This is a genomic window from Frankia sp. CeCAU1 (assembly GCF_977971845.1).
On the sequence record NZ_CDWWXA010000117.1, the window covers coordinates 1,018 to 4,008 of the forward strand.

5 protein-coding genes and 1 pseudogene are annotated in these 2,991 nt (G+C 68.5%); 3 read left to right on the plus strand and 3 right to left on the minus strand.

What is annotated here, in order from left to right; genetic code table 11:
• Window positions 1–186: hypothetical protein (locus AC08OO_RS17975; RefSeq protein WP_476610895.1), on the minus strand; the 186-nt coding region annotated here is incomplete at its 3' end.
• Window positions 187–284: 98 nt separating this feature from the next.
• On the opposite strand from AC08OO_RS17975, the gene AC08OO_RS17980 reads away from it, so the two are divergent.
• Complete coding sequence (locus tag AC08OO_RS17980; protein WP_011437075.1) at window positions 285–584, plus strand: type II toxin-antitoxin system Phd/YefM family antitoxin; 300 nt, start codon at window positions 285–287, stop codon at window positions 582–584.
• Window positions 581–868 (plus strand): type II toxin-antitoxin system RelE family toxin, encoded by a 288-nt coding sequence (locus AC08OO_RS17985; RefSeq protein ID WP_011437076.1) that lies wholly within the window; start codon window positions 581–583, stop codon window positions 866–868. Before AC08OO_RS17980 ends, AC08OO_RS17985 begins: the two co-directional genes overlap by 4 nt.
• Window positions 869–1,222: 354 nt before the next feature.
• Here AC08OO_RS17985 and AC08OO_RS17990 read toward each other — a convergent pair whose 3' ends face one another.
• A complete protein-coding gene (locus AC08OO_RS17990; RefSeq protein ID WP_476610896.1) occupies window positions 1,223–2,146 on the minus strand; it encodes an RNA-guided endonuclease InsQ/TnpB family protein in 924 nt (307 codons plus the stop codon).
• 96 nt (window positions 2,147–2,242) lie between these two features.
• Window positions 2,243–2,653: an IS200/IS605 family transposase gene (gene tnpA / locus AC08OO_RS17995; RefSeq protein ID WP_476610897.1), complete on the minus strand. Its 411-nt coding sequence runs from the start codon at window positions 2,651–2,653 to the stop codon at window positions 2,243–2,245.
• A 135-nt stretch (window positions 2,654–2,788) separates the two neighbouring features.
• On the opposite strand from tnpA, the pseudogene AC08OO_RS18000 reads away from it, so the two are divergent.
• A pseudogene (locus tag AC08OO_RS18000) lies at window positions 2,789–2,991 on the plus strand (hypothetical protein); the annotation flags it as partial.

The window sequence follows — 2,991 nt, forward strand, 5'->3', positions numbered from 1 at the left end:
TACCACCCCTTGGTTGCACACGCACTTGTAGGACGGCTCGGCAGTCTTCGTCGTCGGTGTGGCCCGGGTGCCCGCCGCGGCTCGGCCCCACGCGGCGGGCTCGGGATCTGCGCGGATGACGGCCGAGTTGCCACCCAGTGCGCCCTGGCCAGTGCGCCCTGGCCAGTGCGCATGGCCAGTGCGCATGGCCAGTGCGCCCTGGCCTCCGGGCCGACTGTCTCTGCGGCCGATTCGAGCCGCGAGTTCTGCCTTAACTTCACGCCACTTGAGCGTAGACTGAGATCGTGACGACGCTGCCCTTCACGGATGCTCGGAACCGCCTCTCGGAGCTGCTCGACGACGTCGAGCGAACCCATGACCGGGTAGAGATCACACGCCATGGTCATGCCGTGGCGATCCTCGTCTCGCCTGACGACCTCGCGGCGCTGGAGGAGACCGTCGAGGTGTTGTCGAACCGCGAGACCATGCGGCAGTTGGCCGAGTCCCGCGCCGCTGTCGAGGCCGGCGACGTGCTTGACGCCGAGGACCTGGCTGCGCTCATGGCCAAGCGCGCCGCGCCGGATGCCAGGAGACGCTCGTCATGACGGGCGCTGCCGGGCCGTACCGTCTTGAGATCACCGGTCCGGCGGCCCGCGCGCTTGCTGGACGTATACCGGAAAAGGTCGCCACGGCCGTACACGAGTTCATCACCACGACGCTCCTGGAGAACCCGCACAGGCTCGGTAAGCGTCTCCTCTACCCGCCCTACGCTGGAACCTGGTCGGCGCGGCGAGGCATGTACCGGGTGCTCTATGAGATTGACGAAGAGAACCGCATCGTTCTCGTGACCGCCGTAGAGCACCGCGCCGACGCATACCGCGGGCGTTGAGCGGCGAGACCGCAGCGTGCCGGTACGAGCACCGCTGATGTCCCCCTGCTTGCACATATGGCGCCGGAAGCCTGACGAAGCACCGACCCCTTCCTCACGCGTCCGTTGCCTTGCTCCAGCGGGGCTGCCGCCGCGAGCAAACGCAGTCCTGTCCGCCGACGACTTCGGTCAACTCCTCACCTCGGTGAGCCTTTCCGCGCAACGATCGATAGCTCTGCGTGAGCATCACGGACGGTAGGCGGCTGGGTGGCTGAGGGGGGCGGTGACAACGGAAGCTCACCAGTCGTGAGCAGGCGGTGCTCGTGCTGCGCTGGTTCGCCGACGCCACCCGGGTCACCCAGGTGTGGCGGGCGTTCACCTCAACAACCGTCCGCCCGGCGCTTTCAGCCTTGGCACGCGGCACGTTGAAGAACACCCCCCACCCGGCGTCGAGGATCGACGTGTTGAGCCCAGCCTTGGCGGCCTGCCCGTTGGGCAGGCCGCCCCCGGCCGGTCGGGGTCAGGCCTGGGCGCGGCCCGCTTGACCATACTCCTGATGTTAAGTCTTTCGACGGCGATCAGGTCGTGGCCGCGGACGAGTTCGAACGCGGTCTTGTTCGCGAGATCGACCCGCTGCCGGGCGACCGCGCAGGACCGCGCCGCAACCCGTGCCACGGCCTTCTCCCGTCGCTTCGAGCCCCGCTTCTTGCAGGACAGGTCTCGCTGCGCGTCGGCAAGGCGTTCGGCGGACCGTTCGAGGAAACACGGGTTGCCGTAGTGGTCGCCGTTCGAGGTAGTCACCAACGACGCGACCCCGACATCCAGGCCGACCACCGCGCCCGTGGGTTCCACCAGCGCGGCGGGAACGTCGCCACACGAGAGCACGAGGCACCAGCAGGCACCCTCGCGTTTGACGGACAGGGTCTTGACTGCGCCCCGTACCGGCCGGTGCTGGTGGACCTTCACGTGCCCGACGCCCTGGAACCGCACAAACGTCCGGGTCGGGTTGTCGGGCTGGGAGTCCCAGCGGCAGCCGTCGTTGTCGACAGGCCACGTCACGGTGTCGAAGTGCCCGGCGCCCTTGAAACGCGGGTAGCCGGGCGTCTCGCCAGCCTTCACGCGGCGGAAGAACGCGGCGAACGACAGGTTGAGGCGTCGCAGGGTGGCCTGCTGGGAGGAGAACGACCATCGGGCCTGAGGTGGGTCGTACGCCCGGATGTCCTTCAGCTGGGCCGACTGGTCCCCGTACTTGACCCTGGTCTTCGACGGGTGCGCGTAGGCGTCCCGACGCTCCTGCAACGCCGCGTTGTAGAGCGCGCGGTGGTCGTTCTAGCATCGCGGTCAACGACGCGACCTGATGCGCCGTCGGGCGCAGCAGGAACTTGTACGTCCGCCTCACCGCGCCGCCGCCTTGCGCCACGGGCGTTCGTTCTGCGTCTCGATGTACCGGGTCACCGTCCCGGCTGACACCGCGCCGACGGTCGCCACAAAGTACGACCGGGACCACAGGGTGGGCAGCCGGGATCTGAGATGCGGGAACTCGGCGCGCAGCACGTGGGACGTGAAGCCCTTCAACTGGTTCGCAACGTACGACGGGGAGTGCTTCGGGTGAGCCTTGACGAACAGGTGCACGTGGCCCGGCTCGACCTCCAGCGCGATGACCGGCCAGTCATGCTCGGCGCACTTCTCACGCAGCAGCGCGTCAAGCCGCTCGCGCACCCGGCCGGTGAGCACGGGACGGCGATACTTGGGGCACCACACGACGCGGTAGCCGAGGTCGTAGACCCCGCCCGCGCCCGCCGTCACCTACCGCCCCATGCCACCGACTATACCAGCGTGGCATGTCTAGTCACTTGCGGTCCGTACCGGATTCCCCTGTCGCCTGAAGGCGACAATCCCCTCCGGACAACTCGATGGGCGGACCCGGCGAGTCTTCGGTGGATGATCTGGGCCTACATCAGGGCTGGCGGCGCGGCGGAGACGTCCCGTCCCCGCGGGGGCCTACCCGCCGAGGTGTGGGCGCTCGACTGGCACCGGCTGTGGATTATCGCCTGGTATCTCGACCAGGCGGCCGTGTGGATGCCGGAGCCGGACCGGGATGCCTTCGTGGCCTCGGTGGTGCGCCCCTGGACCCTCTGCCGCCC